Below are 19,451 nucleotides of genomic sequence, written 5' to 3' on the forward strand. Positions count from 1 at the left end.
CGGGAGTATGTGTCGTATGAGTTATCAAGTCGCTGTATTAGCTGGAGATGGAATTGGACCTGAAGTGATGGCCGAGGCACGCAAGGTGTTGGCCGCAGTCGAGAAGCGTTTCGATCTCTCAATCGAATATAGTGAATACGATGTTGGTGGCGCAGCTATCGATAATCATGGTTGCCCTCTACCTGAGGCAACCCTAAAAGGTTGTGAGTCGGCCGATGCCGTATTGTTTGGTTCAGTTGGCGGCCCTAAGTGGGAGCACTTACCACCAAACGATCAACCTGAGCGTGGTGCGCTGTTGCCTCTACGTGGGCACTTCGAGCTTTTCTGTAATATGCGTCCAGCTAAATTACATCTGGGCCTCGAACATATGTCGCTACTACGTAGTGATATCTCAGAGAAAGGTTTCGATATTCTCTGTGTGCGTGAGTTAACCGGCGGTATCTATTTCGGTAAGCCTAAGGGGCGTCAGGGCGAAGGCGAGAATGAAGAAGCATTCGATACCATGCGCTATAGCCGCAAAGAGATCAGGCGCATAGCTAAGATTGCATTCGAATCTGCTCAAGGTCGTCGCAAGAAAGTGACCTCTGTCGATAAAGCTAACGTTTTAGCTTGCAGTGTACTTTGGCGTGAAGTGGTAGAAGAAGTCGCTAAAGACTATCCAGATGTCGAACTTGAGCATATCTATATCGATAATGCCACTATGCAGCTTTTACGCCGCCCTAATGAATTTGATGTCATGCTGTGCTCTAACTTATTTGGTGACATCATCTCGGATGAAATCGCTATGTTAACGGGCTCTATGGGTCTGCTCTCTTCTATTAGCATGAATAGCGAAGGTTTTGGCATGTATGAACCAGCGGGCGGAAGTGCGCCAGATATTGCGGGTCAGGGGATCGCTAACCCAGTAGCACAAATTTTGTCAGCGGCGTTACTTCTTCGTCATAGTTTGAAACTTGAAGAGGCCGCACTGTCTATTGAGGTTGCCGTAGGCAAAGCACTTAGTGACGGTTACTTAACGGGTGAGTTACTGCCTGCAAGCGAGCGTGGTAATGCTAAGTCAACCAGTCAGATGGGTGATTACATTGCTCAAGCTGTAGCAGAGGGAGTGTAACTGATGGCAAAGACACTGTATGAGAAGGTTTGGGATACCCATATTGTCGTAGAAAAAGAGGGCGAAGCGCCACTTATTTATGTCGACAGGCATTTAGTCCATGAAGTGACTTCACCGCAGGCATTTAGTGGTCTAAGGGCAGCGGGTCGTAAAATGCGAGCGCCAGAAAAAACCTTCGCAACCATGGATCATAACACGTCGACTAAGAGTGCAAGCCTGGATGCGTTGAGCCCTATGGCCCGTATCCAAGTGGAAACGTTGCAGGATAACTGTAAAGAGTTCGGCGTTCGTCTTTATGATATCCATCATAAGAACCAAGGCATTGTGCATGTAATGGGGCCAGAGTTAGGTATTACCTTACCCGGTGCCGTTATTGTGTGTGGAGATTCACACACGGCGACTCATGGTGCATTTGGGGCGCTAGCATTTGGTATCGGCACCTCTGAAGTTGAACATGTGATGGCAACGCAGACGCTGCGCCAATTAAAAGCTAAGACGATGAAGATTGAGGTTCGGGGACATGTCACTCCTGGGATCACGGCTAAAGATATCGTGCTAGCGATTATTGGCAAAATAGGTATGGATGGCGGCACAGGTTATGTGGTCGAATTCTGTGGTGAGGCGATAGAAGCGTTAACCATGGAAGGTCGTATGACAGTCTGTAATATGGCGATTGAGATGGGGGCTAAGGCAGGTATGATAGCGCCGGATGCGACCACTGTTGATTATATGAAAGGTCGAGAGTTTGCACCAAAGGGTGCGGCTTGGGAGCAAGCGGTAGCGGATTGGGCTGAGCTAAAAACCGATGACGATGCCATTTTTGATGCTAGCATCGTGCTTGAAGCTGGCAATATAGCACCTCAGTTAACATGGGGAACAAATCCTGGGCAAGTCGTTGCTATTGACGGTGTGGTGCCCAACCCTGCCGATGAACAAAACGCGACCGTCAGAGACAGTATCGAAAAAGCACTCGAGTACGTTGCTCTCACCGCGGGTACATGTATGACTGATGTGAGTATCAACAAAGCCTTTATTGGTTCATGTACTAACTCACGAATTGAAGATCTGCGTGATGCGGCTAAGCAAGCAAAAGGACGTAAAGTTGCTAATGGCGTGACTGCCATTGTGGTACCTGGTTCAGGTCTAGTGAAAGAGCAAGCAGAAGCCGAAGGTCTGGACAAAATATTTATCGAAGCAGGCTTTGAGTGGCGCCTACCGGGTTGCTCTATGTGTCTGGCGATGAATGATGATCGTCTAGAGGCGGGTGATCGGTGTGCTTCAACCAGTAATCGTAACTTCGAAGGGCGTCAGGGACGAGGTAGTCGTACTCATCTTGTTAGTCCGGCTATGGCTGCTGCAGCTGCTATTGCTGGTCATTTTGTCGATATTCGCAAATCTTACTAGGAACTCAGTTATGAATCCATTTACCTCACACACTGGGCTTTCGGTCATGATCGACAGTGCAAATGTCGATACCGATCAGATCATCCCTAAACAGTTTCTATCTAAGGTGACTCGAGATGGTTTTGGTGTTCACCTATTCCATGATTGGCGCTATCTTGATGATGCGGGTGATCAGCCAAACCCGGAGTTTACACTCAACTACCCTAGGTATAAGGGAGCATCAATTCTTATTTCTAAGGAAAACTTCGGCTGCGGCTCTAGTCGTGAACATGCGCCTTGGGCTTTAGCCGATTTTGGCTTGAGAGCGATTATTGCTCCAAGTTTTGCCGATATTTTCTATGGTAACTCTATCAACAATGGTTTACTTCCGGTGCGCTTATCCGGTGTAGAAGTGCAACAGTTGATGGATGAAGTGGAGGCAAGAGAAGGTGCTGAGATCACTGTCGATCTTGAAGCTCTCACTGTGACGTCACCATCTGGTGCTAAGTTTAATTTTGAGATAGCACCTTCAGCTAGACATAATATGTTGCACGGCCTAGATGCGATAGGTTTAACCTTGGCCTACGGGGCAGAAATTACCGCATACGAAGCCAGTCTTCCAAGCTGGCAGGCTTAAAATATTTAAGCGTACATTTGTACTAGCTTGTTAAAAAAAGACAGCCGGATGAGTAATTACTTATCCGGTTTTTGTTTTAAGTGAAAAACCATTCTGTGTATCGTTCTGATTTAACGCTATTTTTTGTTTTTCTGTGAACTGGAACAAGCATTTAACTTCTCAGGGCAGTGGCTTTCACTAGTTTAATCTATCTATGTTAGCTAACGCGTGTAAGTCATCACTGTTGGTGTTAGGTATTGAAATTACAGGTTATTTTTAATATTTACTCATGTTTGATTTTGTTGTTTGTGTATTTATTTAAACAAATGTTCGCTTTAAATTTGTTTTAAATAGTGAATTAATCTGAATTTGCACTAGTTTGATCTAATTATTTAGTGTTTTACGCTTTGTTATCTCAATTACTTGCAAACATGTTCTGCGCGAGTAAACTCCCGCCAATAAAAATCGAGCTAATACTCTATTTAAGAGTCTATTTAGAATGATATAAAAATGGGAATAACAATTAAGATGATGAACAAACGCGTAATCGCTCTGGCTGTAGCAACAGCACTAATGGGGTCTGTCACACAGGCTCAAGCTGCAGGTTTTCAACTCGCTGAATATTCGGCTACAGGTCAAGGACGAGCATTCGCTGGTGAAGCGGCTATGGCAGATAATGCGTCAACTCAGGCTCGTAACCCTGCTATGTTAACTTACTTAGAAGGGACCCATTTTTCAGCTGGTGGTATCTATGTGATGCCAAATGTTGATGTGACTGGTGATGTGTCCATTGCTTCTGCGTTATTAGGTCCAGATCCTTTAGTGATGAACGGCGATGCGCTCGATGTTGCTGGTAATGCGTTAGTACCAAATTTTTACTTTTCAAGTCAGTTAAATGAAAACTGGACTTGGGGGCTGGCGGTAAATTCTAACTACGGTCTTGCAACTGAAGTCCCTACTACACATTCAGCTGCGATTTTCGGCAATGAAACGTCGGTAACAACGGTCGAGTTCAACCCGAACATAGCCTATCGTTTCAATGATGCCTTCAGCGTTGGTGCTGGTATCCGAGTCGTTTATGGTGAAGGCAGTATTGGTGCAACCGCTCCGGGTTGGATCGATAGTTTGAAAGCTCACCCTGCATTACCAGAAGAGATAGCTGCCGCATTGCCAGCTGGTGGTACTAGCCTGAAAAGCATGGAAGGCGATGATATTGCTATGGGGTGGAAAGTCGGTGCTAGCTGGCAGATAAATCCAGTACATCGTCTGGGTCTGGCTTATCACAGTGGTGTGGAGTTAGAGCTTGATGGTTCAGCTTCAGGTTTACTCTATACCGGTGGTCAAGATGTCGATATTGAAGGTAACTTACCCCTAGAGCTTCCGGCTTTTGCCGAATTGGCTTCTTACCATCAGCTCAGCGATAAATTTGCTATGCATGCCAGTGTTAATTGGACTCAGTGGAGTGTATTTGATGAGCTAGTGGCTTATTTCCCAGGAGACGTTAAGCCTGTTGGTGGACTGGAGTCCGACCTTGTAAAAGAAGAGAACTTCAAAGATAACTGGCGTTTTGCGTTGGGATCTACATATCAGTTAAATAATGAATGGCTACTGCGCACAGGTGTTGCATATGACATGACAGCGGTTGATGATGAGTATCGAACCATGACTATTCCTGATTCTGATAGATTATGGTTTAGCGTTGGTGCTGGTTATCAGGCATCTGAAAATCTGACATTTGATTTTGCTGTGACCTATATCAAGGCTTATGGTGATGCACCTATCAATGAATCTATGAACCTAATGGATCTGGCTCAGGTGAGTTTTGACGGTGAAGCTAGCGGAGATGTTTGGTTGGTGGGGATGCAGTTAAGCTATAAGATGTAATACGAAAGTTTGATTTATTTTAGACTGATAATGCCTCACTTGCGTGGGGCATTGTTGTTTCTTGGCTATATGTCTATATTTTGTTAGTAAAATGAACTTCATAAGATTATATTCATCTAATACGATGAATGTAATCAGCATATCTGTATCAGATGTGTGCATAGAAAATAAGAGGTGTGATATGAAGCCCTACCTACTTGCGGCTAGTCTGTCTTTACTCCCTATAACCGCAATGGCGAATCAAACTTCGACTGAAATTGTTGAAGGTTTTATCGCGGCTTACAATACACATGATGTTAAGCAAATGGTGCAGTACACAACCGAGACCGTTCGTTGGATGCATGTGACCGGAAGTAAAGTTGAAGTTGAGACTTCAAGTCAGGCTGAGTTTGCTGCTGCAATGGCGGATTACTTTGAAACGTTAACGGATGCCAATGCGACTATCCTTAAGATGATTGATTCAGGTAACTATGTCAGCACAGTAGAAAGAGTGACTTGGAATAATGACGGTGAACAACTAAGCCAATGTAGCATAGGTAACTTTCGTATCAAGAATGGCAAGTTAGCTGAATTTTGGTATTTGCCTGCCCACGCCTGTGATGAGCTTGTCGTCGAAGATATTGTTAAAGACGAACCTGCCAATATAGTCAAACCAGAAATCGGTGTATTACAAGAAACTCAGCAGTGATCTTACTGCCCATTCCGCAAGTTTATAAATTGTCTTTTGTTTGTAGAAGCCAGTGCCCTTAGCTAGGAATTTGTTTTGACCAAAAAATATGTGATCGCTTTAGATCAAGGCACAACAAGCTCAAGAGCTATTGTATTTGATCATGATGCTAATATCGTTGCTAGTTCCCAAAGAGAGTTTACTCAGGTTTATCCTCAAGCGGGTTGGGTTGAGCATGATCCTATGGAAATTTGGGCTTCGCAAAGTTCAACGTTAATTGAAGTTTTAGCCAGGGCTGGAATTCATAGCGATGAAGTTGCAGCTATCGGTATTACCAATCAACGTGAAACTACAGTGATCTGGGATAAACACACAGGTAAGCCAGTTTACAATGCCATAGTTTGGCAATGTCGTCGTAGTAATGGGATCTGTGATGATCTGAAGGCACAAGGCTTAGAGGACTATGTCCGTGAATCGACAGGCTTGCTGTTAGATCCTTATTTCTCAGGTACCAAGATTAAGTGGATATTGGATAATGTTGCAGGTGTCAGGGAGCGTGCTGAAAAAGGAGATTTGTTATTTGGTACTATTGATACTTGGCTTGTTTGGAAGCTTACCGAAGGCAAGGTACACGTAACCGATCCGACGAATGCAAGCCGCACCTTGTTATTTAATATTCATAGTCAGCAATGGGATTTAAAGCTGCTGCAGGCACTCGATATCCCTATCTCTTTACTACCTGCAGTTAAGCCTTCGAGTAGTCTCTTGGGCAAGACTAGGATAGCGGGTGAGGGAGGTGAAATAGATATTGCGGGTATCGCAGGCGATCAGCAGTCAGCCCTTTTTGGTCAGTTATGTATCGATGAAGGTATGGCAAAGAACACTTATGGGACAGGCTGTTTCTTATTGATGAATACAGGTAAGCAGGCAGTTAAGTCGAATCATGGTTTATTAACCACTATAGCAATAGGCGCTAAAGGAGAGGTTAACTATGCGCTTGAAGGTGCTGTATTTATGGGGGGAGCCACCATTCAGTGGCTAAGGGATGAGTTAGGTCTTATCCGTGATGCTCAGGATACAGAATACTTTGCCTCAAAAGTGGACGATACCAATGGCGTGTATCTGGTGCCAGCTTTTGTCGGATTGGGCGCACCTTATTGGGATCCCAATGCTCGGGGAGCCTTGGTCGGTTTGACTCGAGGTTCTAACCGCAATCACATCATAAGGGCAGCCCTAGAAGCGATTGCATACCAAAGCAGGGATCTGCTCGATGCTATGAGCAAGGACTCCGGGGTTGCGTTAAAGCAAATAAGGGTTGATGGCGGCGCCGTAGCTAATGATTTTTTGATGCAGTTTCAAGCCGATATCACCAATGTTGAAGTTAAAAGGCCGGCAGTGACTGAGACTACAGCCATGGGTGCAGCGTTTCTTGCTGGTTTGGCTGTTGGTTTTTGGACGTCTGCCAATGAGCTAAAGCACAAAGCCAACTTAGATAAATCTTTTAAACCTGAGATATCTGCCGAGAAAAGAGAAAAGCTGTACCTAGGTTGGAAAGAGGCAGTGGCTCAAGTTACATCAACAAGAGGCTAGTTGGGAAAGCTCTTACCATTTTATTACTTGTGTAAATTCAACTTAGGTTTTTGATTATAGGCTTGAATGGTTTTTTAGCTTAAATATCGATATCAATTCTAGGGAGCGGTGAGTTCACAGCTTCATTTTCAGCGAGTTTTCTCTTGTTCTCGTCTTGCTGCTCTTTTTCTGAAGCACCGCGACGATCACCCCTATATTCATTTTCGCGTCTATCTTGTTGAGATTGTCGACGCTCAAGACTTTGTGGAAGTTTGGATTGTGGAGCTTCGTGTGCGTCTTCAGCTATCCCTGTGCTGCTATCAGTCTCTTCAACGATTAAGCGCTTACGTTTAATCGTTGGTCGAACTGGGCGTGCTAACATGGCATAAAGACTATCTAAACCAACCATAATATCTCCTTATAAATTGTCCTCACTCACTATATCGGCATTAACAGCCTAATATTTAGTCATTCTTAAGTATCAATTAAATATTTAGCTTTTCAGATCAATAACTAAGTGTATTGACTTCTTGTGTCAATTTGATTGCTACAACCCTATAGATAAATGGCCACTCCTGTTATTTATTGGCTTGTATATACAATTACTGATCTGATGATTAAATTTAGTTTATTTTGTTCACAATAGCTGCAATTTGGGGTTTAGTTTTTTTGGAAAATATAAATAAAAATATTTTTTGCAAATTCAATTTTTATTTAAAACCAATTTTAGCAGGGATCTGGCCCCACTTATTGACTACATGATTGCTAACCCCTTCTTATTTCTGTCTGTTTTTTCTACTTTTTAGGGTGGTAGCTCCACTTTAACCCATACATTTTTGTCAAATTAATGATTTTTTAAAATGCTGCCAACCCGCTTGAATACTGGATTTATAAATAGTTGATGCTCTTGACAAGGCTTGTGTTCTATCTCTAGAATTAGCAGTTGTGGGAATTTGTGGATATTTGTGGATCATTCATTGACAGCAAGGACCAGCTAACGTGTTTCGTGGTGCAAGCGCTATTAACCTTGATACAAAAGGACGGATCGCTATTCCAAAGCGCTACCGAGAGCAATTGCATGCTGAATTCAATGGCCAATTGGTGATAACTGTCGACTTCCAATCATCTTGTCTTCTGCTTTACCCATTGGGTGAGTGGCATAAGATCGAAGCAAAACTACTCCTGCTTTCCGATACCCAAGCTCCTGAAAGAGCGATGAAAAGGTTATTGCTAGGTTATGCACATGAGTGTGAGCTTGATGGCAATGGTAGGTTATTACTCCCTCCGCCGTTACGTCAATACGCGAATTTAGCAAAGCATGCAATGCTAGTTGGGCAGTTGAATAAATTTGAGCTCTGGGATGAAACTGCATGGCAGCAGCAAATAGAGCAAAGCCGAGAGACGATTCTGAGCGTAGAGTTCGCCGATAATGAACGTCTTGCCAATTTCTCACTGTGATTCAGTGACGTTAAATAAATAGAAGATACTAATGAGCCAAGAATTTGCACATTTGTCAGTACTGTTAAGAGAAACAGTTGCTGGCCTGAATATTAAAGAAGACGGCATCTACATTGATGGCACTTTTGGCCGAGGTGGGCATTCACGTGAGGTCCTTAAGCATCTGGGGGAGTCAGGTCGCCTGATTGCGATCGATAGAGATCCTCAAGCTATTATAGCGGCTGAGCAATTTGCTGAAGACCCTCGTTTTAGTATCGTTCATGGTGGTTTTGGACAGTTAGCGACTTATGTTGAAGAGCTGGGTTTGAAGGGTAAGATCGATGGGGTTTTACTTGATTTTGGTGTGTCATCACCCCAACTCGATGATGCCGAACGAGGTTTCAGTTTTCTAAGAGATGGTCCACTCGATATGCGTATGGATAACTCTCAGGGGCAAACAGCTGCTGAGTGGATTGCACGCGCAGAAATTGAAGATATGGCTTGGGTTTTCAAAACCTATGGTGAAGAAAAGAATTCACGCCACATCGCCCGCTGCATTGCCGCAGATCGTGAGAAAACACCTTTCTTAAGAACGAAAGAATTGGCTGACTTGATCGCTAGGATCAGTAAAAGCAAAGAGCGCAAAAAACACCCTGCCACTCGGGTTTTTCAAGCTATCAGGATCTACATCAATAGTGAGTTAGAACAAATAGATCAAGCATTAGAAGGTGCGTTAAAAGTATTAGCACCTCAAGGTAGATTGTCGGTGATCAGTTTTCATTCTCTTGAAGACAGAATGGTTAAGCGTTTCATTCGCCGTCATAGCCAAGGTGCAAGCGTTCCCCACGGTTTACCGATCACCGAAGCTGAGCTCAATAAGTCACGCTTATTAAAAGGAATAGGTAAAGCGACTAAGCCCTCAGATGAAGAGGTCGAAAGAAATACTCGAGCGCGTAGTTCAGTGCTAAGAGTCGGTGAACGCTTGGACTACTAATAAATGGTTTTAGCCTTAATCGAAAGACTCTCACTGATGCAACATGGCGGTGTATGGAGTCAGAGTTGAGTCAACCTAGATTAAATCTAGCTCGAATTGTATTGCTTGATCTGTGGCATCACAAATGGGGGCTCTTGTTGGCAGTAGCTGTAATGGCTACCGCTATAACGATTGTATATACAAGCCACGTTAGCCGTAAGTACATCAGTCAGTGGGATCAAATGTTCCAAGAGAGAGACAGGCTAGATATTGAATGGCGAAACCTACTGTTGGAAGAGCAATCTCAGTCTGAGCACAGCCGAATCACTCGCATCGCGAGTAAAGAGTTAGAGATGAGCCGGCCGTTACCAAAGGAAGAGATCGTGGTACGGATACCATGATTCATGAGCCCTCATTTGCGGCATGTTGAAACACTAATAACATCTACATAAGTCAAGGATAGGTAAGACCAAGAATAGCATGAGGAAGAATAAGCAGGCTAAGAGAAAACAGAAACCACAACTGATCCACTGGCGTTTATACGTTGTAGTGGTTTTCGTATGCCTGTTATTCAGTAGTCTGGTTGGTCGTGCCGCTTACATCCAGATTATTGAACCAGAAAAATTACGTCACGAGAGTGATATGCGTACGTTAAGAACGACCAGTCGAGAAGTTCAAAGAGGGCTGATCACTGACCGCAATGGAGATATGTTGGCCGTCAGTGTACCTGTTAAGGCTGTCTATGCTGATCCTAAAGTGATTTATGCTAAGGATGGTTTCGCCGATATGCGCTTATGGCAAGCTTTAGCCGATGTACTCCATGAACCAAAAGATAAAATTTTAGCGCGAGTTCAATCGAATCCCAAAAGACGTTTCACCTACCTAAAACGTCAAGTGACACCTGCCGTTGCTGATTATATTAAAAAACTGAAATTACCAGGCGTGTACTTGAAAGCTGAATCACGCCGTTATTATCCAACCAGTGAAATAACAGCTCAAGTAATCGGTATCACAAACATTGATGATATTGGTATCGAAGGAATTGAAAATACCTATAACGATTGGTTAACGGGAACGCCTTCAAAACAAAAAGTGCGTAAATCCCGTGATGGCCACGTGGTTGAGCGCTTAGATATGGTTCATGAAGGTGAGAGTCCTAATGATTTAGTGCTGAGTATTGATCAGCGTATTCAGCAACTGGCCTATCGTGAGATAAAGCGTGTTACTGAAATCAATCAAGCGACTTCAGCATCTATAGTCGTTATCGATGTCAATACCGGTGAAGTGCTTGCGATGGCAAACACCCCTTCATACAACCCAAATTCTCGGGATAATCTGCAGAGCTATCGCATGCGAAACCGTGCTTTAACTGATGCTTATGAACCAGGTTCGACGATTAAGCCTTTTGTCGTTGCTGCAGCCCTAGAGGCTGGAACGATAGATAAAGACCAAATTTTTAAAACTTCACCAGGTCGCATTCGTATTGGTGGCAAAATTGTCCGTGATGGACGAAATTATGGTGACCTTTCATTGGGTGATGTCTTGGTTCACTCCAGTAATGTGGGCATGACGCAAATCGCACTTTCTATGCCAGTGCAAGAGTTACTCGGTTATTACCAAGCAATGGGGCTAGGTAATTATTCTGGAATCAACTTAGCCGGTGAAAGTACGGGTTTACTTCATGACCGTCGTCGTTGGTCAGAATTCGAGCGTGCGACGTTATCGTTTGGTTATGCACTGACTGTGACGCCATTACAGATTGCCAGAATGTATGCCATGTTAGGTGGTAAAGGGATGCTATATCCTGCTTCAATACTGAAGTTGAAGCAAAAACCAGAAGGTATACAAGTTATCTCGCCGGAAGTCGCACAAAACGTGATGGAGATGCTTATTGGCGTAACCGAAGCCGGTGGCACAGCGCGAAAAGCGCATATTGAAGGCTATCCAGTTGCAGGGAAAACAGGAACAGCTCGTAAAGCCGTAGCCGGTGGTTATGGTGAAGATTACGTTGCCTTATTTGCGGGCGTAGCCCCAGTTCACAACCCTCGATTAGCGATAGCTGTTGTGGTTAATGAACCTAAAGGTGACAAATATTATGGTGGTGATGTTGCCGGCCCAGCTTTTGCGAAGGTGATGTCTGGAGCACTGCAAATGCTGAACGTTGAGCCAATTTCATCGAAAGAAAAAGTTCGTTTAGCGAGTAATATCAGGAGCGTAGAGTAATGCGACTAAGTGATCTGTTAGCGCCCTGGTTTCATTATTCCGGTGTGGAAGAGATTAAGAATATTTCCCTCGATAGTCGGGAGATAAAAACTGGGGATCTGTTTATTGCAGTACCTGGTCATCTTGTTGACGGAAGAAAATATATAGAAGTAGCCTGCACACAGGGGGCTATAGCTGTTTTGGTACATACAGATAACCCTGCTGAACATGGTCAACTTGTTCCCGAGAGCTATGCCTGTCCACAGATCTTATTTTTCCAGCTAAGTCGTCAGTTATCTGCGATAGGAGCTCAAGCCTACCCGTTAGGTGCAGAGCGTATGAAGCTGGTCGGGATCACTGGCACTAACGGTAAGACATCAATTTCTCAGATTATGGCGCAATTGATGACACTCGTTGGTGAGCGAGCCTCTCTAATGGGAACTTTAGGCAATGGCCTTTGGGGGGATTTAGTTGATAGTGGCAATACCACAGCAGACCCAATTACTATTGCTGCTCAGCTGCAAACGTTTAACCAGGCTGGTGCAGCTCTCTGTGCCATGGAAGTGTCTAGTCATGGGCTAATACAGGGACGTGTTGAAGCGGTACCTTTTGACGTCGCGGTTTTTACTAACCTAAGTCGAGATCACTTAGATTACCATGGCACAATGCAAGCTTATGCAGATGCCAAAAAACGGTTATTTAAATTCTCTTCATTACAAAAGGGTTTAGTCAATCTGGATGACGTAGTTGGTCAACAGTGGCTGTCTGAGATGCCGTCAGATAAATTGTATGGTTTTAGCATTAGTCCAGACCATCAAGATAAGGCCAGTATATACACTTTAGATAATCACCAGCACCATCTAGGAATGACAGCTACTCTCGTTTGGCCCGAGGGTAAAGAGACTTTAGAGTCACCATTACTGGGTTCATTTAACCTATCTAACTTAATTGCCGCGCTCGGTGCGCTATATCTGCTTGGCTATGACATGACTTCATTAGTGTCAGTCGTCCCCTTACTTAAGCCCGTAGCAGGCAGAATGGAGCGATTTACCAGAGATGATGGCGTGACCTTAGTGGTCGATTATGCTCATACACCAGATGCGATTGAGCAGTCACTCAAGGCGCTAAGAGGTCACTGTATTGGCCAGTTATGGTGTCTGTTCGGTTGTGGTGGCGATCGGGATAAGGGTAAGCGTCCTCTAATGGCGCAAGCGGCTGAAAATTTTGCCGATCGATTAATGATCACCAGTGACAACGCTAGAAGCGAAGATCCCCGCACCATTATTGAAGATATCCTAGTGGGACTAAGGTTACCTCTAAAAGCCTTGACTCAAGTCGACAGAGAGTTAGCTATCAAGCAAGTTGTCGCGTTAGCTAGGCCTGGAGATCTGGTGTTATTAGCCGGGAAAGGTCATGAAACTTATCAGGACATCGCAGGTGAGCGCCTTGAATACGATGAAAGAGCATTAGCCAAGACGCTTGCTGGAGAGCAGAAATGATCCCTTTAACTTTATCCGCCTTATGCCAACCTTTGAATGCAAGATTACTGGGCAGTGATGTCGAAATTGCTCAAGTTTCCAGTGATAGTCGAGTCATTACTGAGAAAACGTTATTTGTTGCACTTAAAGGTGAACATTTTGATGGGCATAACTTTGCAGCAAGTACAGTTGAAGCGGGTGCTGTTGCTCTGTTAGTTGATCATGAATTACCATTGAATATTCCTCAGCTAGTTGTTAAAGATACCCAAAAAGCCATGGGCGATCTCGGCGCGTACTTACGTTCACTTATTCAGCCTAAGTCGGTGGCACTCACAGGCTCAAATGGTAAAACTAGCGTAAAAGAGATGGTCGCAACCATCTTGTCTCAAGATCATAAAGTCTTGTATACAGCTGGTAATTTCAATAATGAAATCGGTGTACCGCTGACCTTGCTTCGCCTAGAAACCGATGATGAATTCGGTGTATTTGAGTTAGGGGCCAATCATAAGGGCGAGATAAATTACACATCGTCCTTAGTTAAACCTCAGGTAGCTTTGGTTAACAATGTGGCTTCGGCTCATTTAGAGGGTTTTGGTTCGCTAGAAGGTGTAGCCAGTGCTAAATCAGAAATATTCAATCATTTAGCCGTCGATGGCACTGCCGTGATCAACGCTGATGATCAATTCGCCTCAGTCATGTTTAGTGCGTCAGCCGCTTTTAAGCAGCTTAGCTTTGGGATCGACTCTGTGGCAGATATCAAGGCTACGGAACTCGATACGAACGAGATGGGCTGTTATCGATTTGTATTAAGCTACCAAGCGCAGAGAATACGAGTTGAACTTCCGCTTTCCGGTCGTCATCAAGTGAGTAACGCCTTGGCCGCGACAGCTATTTGTTTATCGTTAGGGTTAACCCTAGATGAAATAAAGTTAGGCTTCTCACTTCTGGTGCCTGTCAAAGGTAGAATGCTTCCCACTCAGCTGGGGAGAGTGCGTGTTATTGACGATAGCTATAACGCTAACCCCGCTTCTGTGACTGCTGCAATTGACTGGCTTCAAGAAATAGAAGGATATCGCTGTTTAGTGCTGGGTGATTTAGGCGAATTGGGTGACAATGCGTCCCTTTTGCATGCAGAACTGGGCGAATTAGCCAAGTTGAGGGGCTTAGATGCGCTTTTCACTTTGGGTGAACTCAGCACAAATGCAAGTCGAGCGTTTGGCGTAGAAGCTAATGTGAGTCTTGAGGCGTTAGTTGAAAACGTCATAAATAATATAAATCAGTTGCAGGGTAATGCAACGGTATTGGTCAAAGGATCACGTAGCGCAAGGATGGAGCGCGTGGTCGAAGCTTTAATATCTGCCTACGGGCGCGGGGAGTTTGTTTAATGCTGGTCTATCTGGCGGAGTATCTGACTCAGTTTTACTCTGGGTTTAACGTGTTTTCATATGTCACTTTTAGAGCAATTTTAGGTTTGATGACGGCCTTGATATTTAGCTTATGGTGGGGGCCCAAGATGATTGAGCGCCTACAGATGCTGCAGATTGGTCAAGTGATACGTAATGATGGTCCTGAATCGCATTTTAGTAAGCGCGGCACACCCACAATGGGCGGGATTTTGATCTTGGCCGGCATATTTATCAGTGTGTTGCTATGGGGTGATCTCGGTAGCCGTTATGTGTGGGTAGTGCTGTTTGTATTGGCAAGTTTTGGTCTTATTGGTTTTATCGATGATTATCGTAAAGTCGTTAGGAAAGACACCAAAGGCTTGATTGCTAGGTGGAAGTATATTCTACAGTCACTGGCTGCAATCATCATTGCGTTTTATCTTTACGCATCGGCAGATATCGTCGGGGAAACTCAACTGGTAGTGCCTTTTTTCAAAGATATTATGCCGCAACTCGGCGGATTTTTTATCGTGTTAGCTTACTTTACCATCGTTGGATCGAGTAACGCGGTGAACTTAACCGATGGGCTAGATGGTTTAGCTATCATGCCCACCGTAATGGTTGCAGCGGCCTTTGCATTAATTGCTTATTTGTCAGGCCATATGCAGTTTGCCAACTACCTTCACATTCCATACCTACCAGGTGCTGGTGAACTTGTGATTGTGTGTACCGCTATCGTGGGAGCCGGTTTAGGCTTTCTTTGGTTTAACACCTATCCGGCGCAAGTGTTTATGGGAGACGTAGGTTCGCTTTCTTTAGGTGCGGCATTAGGTGCTATAGCGGTATTAGTTCGTCAAGAAATTTTACTGGTGATCATGGGAGGAGTGTTCGTGATGGAAACTGTTTCAGTGATCTTACAGGTGGGTTCATACAAGCTGCGTGGTCAGCGTATTTTCCGTATGGCGCCAATTCATCACCATTATGAATTGAAAGGTTGGCCAGAGCCACGTGTGATCGTTAGATTCTGGATCATCTCACTATTTTTAGTCTTGCTAGGTCTAGCAACATTGAAATTAAGGTAATTGAATATGGAACAGCACAATACGCACATAGTTTTAGGATTGGGGGCCACTGGGCTGTCGGTTGTGCGGTATTTGTGCCAGTTGGGGATCACGCCACTTGTGATGGACAGTCGTGAGCAACCTCCAGGAGCAGAACAGTTAGCTACAGAGTTTCCTGATGTCAGCCTAGTCACAGGTGGTTTCGATTGCCGCTATTTAGTTCAGGCGACGCAGATCGTTGTCAGCCCCGGTATTGCAATAGATACCCCAGAAATAAGAGCGGCAATTGACATGGATATCGACGTTATCGGCGATGTCGAGCTGTTTGCCAGAGCCATAAAAGATCGCAGCCCATGTGTTATCGGTATTACCGGCTCTAATGGTAAGTCTACGGTGACCACTCTAGTGGGGGCTATGGCGAAGGCGGCTGGGTTATCTTATGCCGTCGGTGGCAATATTGGCGTGCCGGTATTATCGCTGCTAGATAGCGATATAGATCTTTTTGTTCTCGAGTTGTCTAGCTTTCAGTTAGAGACGACCCAAAGCCTAAATTGCATTTCGGCGACGTGTTTAAATATCAGTGAGGATCACATGGATCGTTACAGAGATTTAGAGGCTTACCGCCAAGCAAAGTTGGCTATTTATGCTCAGAGTAAAAGAGCACTGTTTAATCGTGAAGACTCTCTGACTCAACCTAATGACCCAATGAACCAAAATAGTTTCGGTTTGTCTTCGCCTGTTAATGATGAGTGGGGTGTCAAAGACGGCAAGATTGTCCATGGCACTACCGAAATGATTGCTCTGCAAGATGTGAAGCTAGTTGGTAGCCATAATCATGCCAATTTAATCGCTGCGATGGCCCTTGCTTACGATGCTGGTATTGAGAAGGAGCCAATGATAGCCGTGGCTAAACAGTTCACAGGTCTCGCACACAGATGTGAGTTGGTTGCCACGAAAGATGACATCTCTTATGTCAACGATTCGAAAGCGACCAATGTTGGTGCAACGGTAGCCGCGTTAGAAGGGCTAAGTGACCATCTAGGCAATATTATCCTTATAGCAGGTGGAGATGGAAAGGGAGCTGACTTCACGCCACTGACATCAGTATTTTCTGGCGTATCTCATTTGATCACACTCGGTAAAGATGGCGATACGATTGCGAAGCTGTTTAAGGGAAATAAAACCAAAGTAGATTCAATGTCCTGTGCGGTTATTAAGGCCGCAGAGCTAGCCAGTGCTGGAGATATCGTCTTGCTCTCTCCTGCATGTGCAAGTTTAGATATGTATAAGAATTTTATGGCAAGGGGTGATGATTTCCGTCACCAAGTACAGATACTCGATGTAGAAGGCTTGCATTTGAAGGCCGCCGAGAATGTCTAGCAAAGAGAAACAGCTAAACCTATTTGGCTCTAGCGTCAATTGGCGTTTACCGAATCTGTTTAGAGATAATGAAGCGCCAGGCATGCAGTTATATGATCGCGCATTACTTTTCTCTGTACTTGGGTTGATCTGCTTTGGTTTTGTTATGGTCATGTCCGCATCTATGCCTGAAGCTCAAAGTTTGACGGGGAATCCGTTTCATTTTGTTATCCGGCATGTTGCCTATCTTATCGGCTGTGTATTTATTGCGGCGGTAGTGCTACAGATTGAGATGAACCGCTGGCAACAGTTTAGTCCGTTGCTCCTGTTGATCGTCGGCATCATGCTGGTCGCTGTTTTGTTAGTAGGAACAACCGTTAATGGTGCAACGCGCTGGTTGAGCATAGGACCCGTTAGAATTCAGGTCGCAGAAGTTGCTAAGTTCGCTTTTGCAATCTATATGTCCGGCTATCTTGTAAGGCGCCATGAAGAAGTATTAGATAATGCTAAAGGGTTTTATAAGCCTATTGCTGTGTTTGCCGTATATGCATTTCTTATTCTTATGCAACCAGACTTAGGCACGGTAGTCGTATTGTTTGTCGGTACGGTTGGTTTACTGTTTCTGGCGGGGGCACGATTATTTGATTTTTTCGCCTTGATATTAACGGGGGTACTGGCCTTTATAGCCTTAGTGTTATTAGAGCCGTATCGAATGCGTAGGGTGACTTCGTTTCTAGACCCATGGCAGGATCCGTTTGGTAGTGGTTATCAGCTGACTCAGTCGTTGATGGCTTATGGACGTGGAGATTGGTTTGGACAAGGTTTGGGTAACAGTATTCAAAAACTGGAGTATCTACCGGAAGCGCATACGGATTTTATTTTTGCAGTGATAGGTGAAGAGCTAGGTTTTGTTGGCATTATCTTAGTTTTATCTGTGTTATTTTTTGTCGCGCTAAGAGCAATAAAGCTGGGGAAATTGTGTCTCGAGATAGAAAAAGCTTTTGAAGGATATTTGGCATACTCCATAGGTATTTGGATCTGTTTTCAGACTGTGGTTAATGTCGGTGCGAGTATCGGTATGCTTCCAACGAAAGGGCTAACGTTACCCTTTATCAGCTACGGTGGCAGTAGTCTCTGGGTGATGACCGCAGCAGCTATGATACTGATCCGAATTGATCACGAGCGACGTTTAAGTTGTATTCAAGCTGTACAAGGGAAAATAAATTGATGACGAATGTCTCTTCAGGTAAACGCATTTTGATTATGGCTGGAGGTACTGGCGGTCATGTATTCCCTGCGCTGGCAGTGGCTAAATATTTGAACAATCTTGGCTGGAAAGTGAGATGGCTGGGGACTGCGGAACGTATGGAAGCTCAATTAGTGCCTCAACATGGTTTCGATATCAACTTTATTGATATTAAAGGTGTTAGGGGGAACGGCTTATTCCGTAAGTTGGCTGCACCGTTTAAAATTTTGCGATCGATAAAGCAAGCCAGAGATGTGATTAACGAATTTAAGCCAGATGTTGTTCTGGGCATGGGGGGATTTGCTAGTGGACCTGGTGGAGTTGCGGCTAAGCTATCGGGGATCCCTTTAGTACTGCATGAGCAAAATGCCATACCAGGGATGACAAATAAACTCTTGTCACGCATTGCCAGCCGAGTTTTATGCGCATTTGAAGATACCTTTGAGCAAGTGTCGGCTCAAGTAGTTGGTAATCCAATACGTAAAGAGTTGGTAGATTTAGGCAAATCATCGGAAAAAGATTGTGTGGAAGATGCCTTAAAGGTGTTGGTTGTTGGTGGTAGCTTAGGGGCAAAAGTGTTCAACGATATAATGCCCGGAGTGACTGATGCAGTGAGTAAATCACATTCAATTACGATTTGGCATCAAGTGGGTAAAGGTAATCTGCAAGCCGTCAAATCTGATTATCAGCACTTAGGCCAAGATGGCAGCGTAAAAGTGGCTGAGTTTATTGACGATATGGAAGCGGCTTATCATTGGGCCGATGTGGTTTTATGTAGAGCGGGTGCATTGACGGTGTCTGAATTGGCTGCCGTAGGTCTACCGAGTTTGCTGGTACCATATCCACATGCTGTTGATGACCACCAGACTAAAAATGCTCAAGTCTTAGTTAAGGCTGGTGGGGCATTTTTATTGCCTCAGGCTATTTTGGACACCGATAAATTAGTTGGCAAATTACAGATATTAGCCTCAGATAGAGCTGAGCTCTGTCAAATGGGGCAAAGAGCTAAAGATGTAGCTGTTATTGATGCAACTGAGAAAGTGGCTGATATTTGCATCGAATTAGCGCACAAGGATTGAA

General features: G+C 44.4%; 17 protein-coding genes. 16 read left to right on the plus strand and 1 reads right to left on the minus strand.

All coding sequences use genetic code 11. The annotated features are described in order from the left end of the window. The first annotated feature begins 16 nt into the window (after positions 1 to 16). The 6 genes from leuB (at position 17) to glpK (ending at position 7,251) form a co-directional block, all read left to right on the plus strand. Positions 17 to 1,111, plus strand: a complete 1,095-nt coding sequence (gene leuB, locus FM038_RS01710; RefSeq protein ID WP_142870922.1) for a 3-isopropylmalate dehydrogenase — start codon at positions 17 to 19, stop codon at positions 1,109 to 1,111. A 3-nt stretch (positions 1,112 to 1,114) separates the two neighbouring features. Beyond that, positions 1,115 to 2,515, plus strand: a complete 1,401-nt coding sequence (gene leuC, locus FM038_RS01715; RefSeq protein WP_142870921.1) for a 3-isopropylmalate dehydratase large subunit — start codon at positions 1,115 to 1,117, stop codon at positions 2,513 to 2,515. A gap of 10 nt (positions 2,516 to 2,525) precedes the next feature. Next, positions 2,526 to 3,131, plus strand: coding sequence for a 3-isopropylmalate dehydratase small subunit (leuD, locus tag FM038_RS01720; protein WP_142870920.1), 606 nt, complete (start codon positions 2,526 to 2,528; stop codon positions 3,129 to 3,131). A 510-nt stretch (positions 3,132 to 3,641) separates the two neighbouring features. Further along, positions 3,642 to 4,994 (plus strand): outer membrane protein transport protein, encoded by a 1,353-nt coding sequence (locus tag FM038_RS01725; RefSeq protein WP_142870925.1) that lies wholly within the window; start codon positions 3,642 to 3,644, stop codon positions 4,992 to 4,994. A gap of 181 nt (positions 4,995 to 5,175) precedes the next feature. Further along, positions 5,176 to 5,682, plus strand: a complete 507-nt coding sequence (locus tag FM038_RS01730) for a nuclear transport factor 2 family protein (RefSeq protein ID WP_142870919.1) — start codon at positions 5,176 to 5,178, stop codon at positions 5,680 to 5,682. 75 nt (positions 5,683 to 5,757) lie between these two features. Next, the gene (gene glpK / locus FM038_RS01735) at positions 5,758 to 7,251 is read left to right on the plus strand and encodes a glycerol kinase GlpK (RefSeq protein WP_142870918.1); all 1,494 of its coding nucleotides are present in this window, start codon (positions 5,758 to 5,760) and stop codon (positions 7,249 to 7,251) included. 79 nt (positions 7,252 to 7,330) lie between these two features. On the opposite strand, the gene FM038_RS01740 is transcribed toward glpK, so the two are convergent. Then, positions 7,331 to 7,639 carry a hypothetical protein gene (locus tag FM038_RS01740; RefSeq protein WP_142870917.1) on the minus strand — a complete coding sequence of 103 codons (309 nt, stop codon included), beginning with the start codon at positions 7,637 to 7,639 and terminating at the stop codon, positions 7,331 to 7,333. A gap of 590 nt (positions 7,640 to 8,229) precedes the next feature. On the opposite strand from FM038_RS01740, the gene mraZ reads away from it, so the two are divergent. The 10 genes from mraZ (at position 8,230) to murG (ending at position 19,450) form a co-directional block, all read left to right on the plus strand. Beyond that, positions 8,230 to 8,688, plus strand: coding sequence for a division/cell wall cluster transcriptional repressor MraZ (mraZ, locus tag FM038_RS01745; RefSeq protein ID WP_142870916.1), 459 nt, complete (start codon positions 8,230 to 8,232; stop codon positions 8,686 to 8,688). Between the two features lie 31 nt (positions 8,689 to 8,719). Further along, the gene (gene rsmH / locus FM038_RS01750; RefSeq protein ID WP_142870915.1) at positions 8,720 to 9,661 is read left to right on the plus strand and encodes a 16S rRNA (cytosine(1402)-N(4))-methyltransferase RsmH; all 942 of its coding nucleotides are present in this window, start codon (positions 8,720 to 8,722) and stop codon (positions 9,659 to 9,661) included. Between the two features lie 65 nt (positions 9,662 to 9,726). Further along, positions 9,727 to 10,041: a cell division protein FtsL gene (gene ftsL / locus FM038_RS01755; protein ID WP_142870914.1), complete on the plus strand. Its 315-nt coding sequence runs from the start codon at positions 9,727 to 9,729 to the stop codon at positions 10,039 to 10,041. A gap of 79 nt (positions 10,042 to 10,120) precedes the next feature. Beyond that, positions 10,121 to 11,863 (plus strand): peptidoglycan D,D-transpeptidase FtsI family protein, encoded by a 1,743-nt coding sequence (locus FM038_RS01760; protein WP_142870913.1) that lies wholly within the window; start codon positions 10,121 to 10,123, stop codon positions 11,861 to 11,863. Then, positions 11,863 to 13,341 carry a UDP-N-acetylmuramoyl-L-alanyl-D-glutamate--2,6-diaminopimelate ligase gene (murE, locus tag FM038_RS01765; protein WP_142870912.1) on the plus strand — a complete coding sequence of 493 codons (1,479 nt, stop codon included), beginning with the start codon at positions 11,863 to 11,865 and terminating at the stop codon, positions 13,339 to 13,341. Before FM038_RS01760 ends, murE begins: the two co-directional genes overlap by 1 nt. Continuing rightward, positions 13,338 to 14,705, plus strand: a complete 1,368-nt coding sequence (locus FM038_RS01770) for a UDP-N-acetylmuramoyl-tripeptide--D-alanyl-D-alanine ligase (RefSeq protein WP_142870911.1) — start codon at positions 13,338 to 13,340, stop codon at positions 14,703 to 14,705. Before murE ends, FM038_RS01770 begins: the two co-directional genes overlap by 4 nt. Then, positions 14,705 to 15,787 carry a phospho-N-acetylmuramoyl-pentapeptide-transferase gene (mraY, locus tag FM038_RS01775; protein WP_142870910.1) on the plus strand — a complete coding sequence of 361 codons (1,083 nt, stop codon included), beginning with the start codon at positions 14,705 to 14,707 and terminating at the stop codon, positions 15,785 to 15,787. The genes FM038_RS01770 and mraY overlap by 1 nt, the downstream gene beginning before the upstream one ends. 6 nt (positions 15,788 to 15,793) lie before the next feature. Beyond that, positions 15,794 to 17,146, plus strand: coding sequence for a UDP-N-acetylmuramoyl-L-alanine--D-glutamate ligase (gene murD / locus FM038_RS01780; protein ID WP_142870909.1), 1,353 nt, complete (start codon positions 15,794 to 15,796; stop codon positions 17,144 to 17,146). Further along, a complete protein-coding gene (gene ftsW, locus FM038_RS01785; protein WP_142870908.1) occupies positions 17,139 to 18,353 on the plus strand; it encodes a cell division protein FtsW in 1,215 nt (404 codons plus the stop codon). The genes murD and ftsW overlap by 8 nt, the downstream gene beginning before the upstream one ends. Further along, the gene (murG, locus tag FM038_RS01790; protein WP_142870907.1) at positions 18,353 to 19,450 is read left to right on the plus strand and encodes an undecaprenyldiphospho-muramoylpentapeptide beta-N-acetylglucosaminyltransferase; all 1,098 of its coding nucleotides are present in this window, start codon (positions 18,353 to 18,355) and stop codon (positions 19,448 to 19,450) included. The genes ftsW and murG overlap by 1 nt, the downstream gene beginning before the upstream one ends. Position 19,451: the final 1 nt, after the last annotated feature.

Origin of the sequence: Shewanella eurypsychrophilus, assembly GCF_007004545.3 — a bacterium.
GTDB lineage: Bacteria > Pseudomonadota > Gammaproteobacteria > Enterobacterales > Shewanellaceae > Shewanella > Shewanella eurypsychrophilus.

Coding starts and splice junctions, on each gene's coding strand:
- murD (WP_142870909.1), top strand. CDS start 15,794: ATGGAACAGCACAATACGCACATAGTTTTAGGATTGGGGGCCACTGGG.
- FM038_RS01730 (WP_142870919.1), top strand. CDS start 5,176: ATGAAGCCCTACCTACTTGCGGCTAGTCTGTCTTTACTCCCTATAACC.
- leuC (WP_142870921.1), top strand. CDS start 1,115: ATGGCAAAGACACTGTATGAGAAGGTTTGGGATACCCATATTGTCGTA.
- rsmH (WP_142870915.1), top strand. CDS start 8,720: ATGAGCCAAGAATTTGCACATTTGTCAGTACTGTTAAGAGAAACAGTT.
- murG (WP_142870907.1), top strand. CDS start 18,353: ATGACGAATGTCTCTTCAGGTAAACGCATTTTGATTATGGCTGGAGGT.
- FM038_RS01740 (WP_142870917.1), bottom strand. CDS start 7,639: ATGGTTGGTTTAGATAGTCTTTATGCCATGTTAGCACGCCCAGTTCGA.
- FM038_RS01760 (WP_142870913.1), top strand. CDS start 10,121: ATGAGGAAGAATAAGCAGGCTAAGAGAAAACAGAAACCACAACTGATC.
- murE (WP_142870912.1), top strand. CDS start 11,863: ATGCGACTAAGTGATCTGTTAGCGCCCTGGTTTCATTATTCCGGTGTG.
- FM038_RS01725 (WP_142870925.1), top strand. CDS start 3,642: ATGAACAAACGCGTAATCGCTCTGGCTGTAGCAACAGCACTAATGGGG.
- leuB (WP_142870922.1), top strand. CDS start 17: ATGAGTTATCAAGTCGCTGTATTAGCTGGAGATGGAATTGGACCTGAA.
- ftsW (WP_142870908.1), top strand. CDS start 17,139: ATGTCTAGCAAAGAGAAACAGCTAAACCTATTTGGCTCTAGCGTCAAT.
- leuD (WP_142870920.1), top strand. CDS start 2,526: ATGAATCCATTTACCTCACACACTGGGCTTTCGGTCATGATCGACAGT.
- FM038_RS01770 (WP_142870911.1), top strand. CDS start 13,338: ATGATCCCTTTAACTTTATCCGCCTTATGCCAACCTTTGAATGCAAGA.
- mraY (WP_142870910.1), top strand. CDS start 14,705: ATGCTGGTCTATCTGGCGGAGTATCTGACTCAGTTTTACTCTGGGTTT.